The sequence below is a fragment of the Ancylomarina longa genome (assembly GCF_003996985.1).
In the GTDB taxonomy this organism is placed as follows: Bacteria; Bacteroidota; Bacteroidia; order Bacteroidales; family Marinifilaceae; genus Ancylomarina_A; species Ancylomarina_A longa.
This window is the reverse complement of sequence record NZ_RJJX01000257.1, coordinates 1-425: the sequence shown is the minus strand read 5'-3', so window position 1 is coordinate 425 and position 425 is coordinate 1. Positions and strand designations below refer to the sequence as shown.

Sequence of the window (425 nt, the reverse complement as noted above, 5' to 3'; positions counted from 1 at the left end):
CATATTTTAAAAAACTTAAAAATAATTTAAGCGCAATAACCGCGCCAAGTGCTATTTTGACCCAAGGCTTTGCTATTTCGGGTCTTTTAACCGAAATGCATCAATCCGCAATATTAGTACCTGCTCTACAATCCCAATGGTTAATGATGCATGTAAGTATGATGGTATTGGGCTATGCAGCTCTTTTATGTGGATCATTATTATCAGTAGCTCTTTTAGTCATTACATTTCGAAAAGACATAAGGATTTTCGGTAAAAGCAATCATTTATTAAATGAGTTATTTTCCTTTGATGAGATCCAATACATAAATAAAAGAAGCAATGTTTTACGAACGACTTCTTTTCTTTCTGATAGGAATTATTACAAGTATCAATTAATTCAACAATTGGATCATTGGGGTTATCGTGTTATTAGTCTAGGGTTT

At 32.5% G+C, this 425-nt stretch carries 1 protein-coding gene; it reads left to right on the top strand.

Annotation, left to right across the window (positions count from 1 at the left end):
- A partial coding sequence (gene ccsA / locus DLK05_RS19235; RefSeq protein WP_209319969.1) for a cytochrome c biogenesis protein CcsA occupies nt 1-425 on the top strand: 425 nt, incomplete at both ends.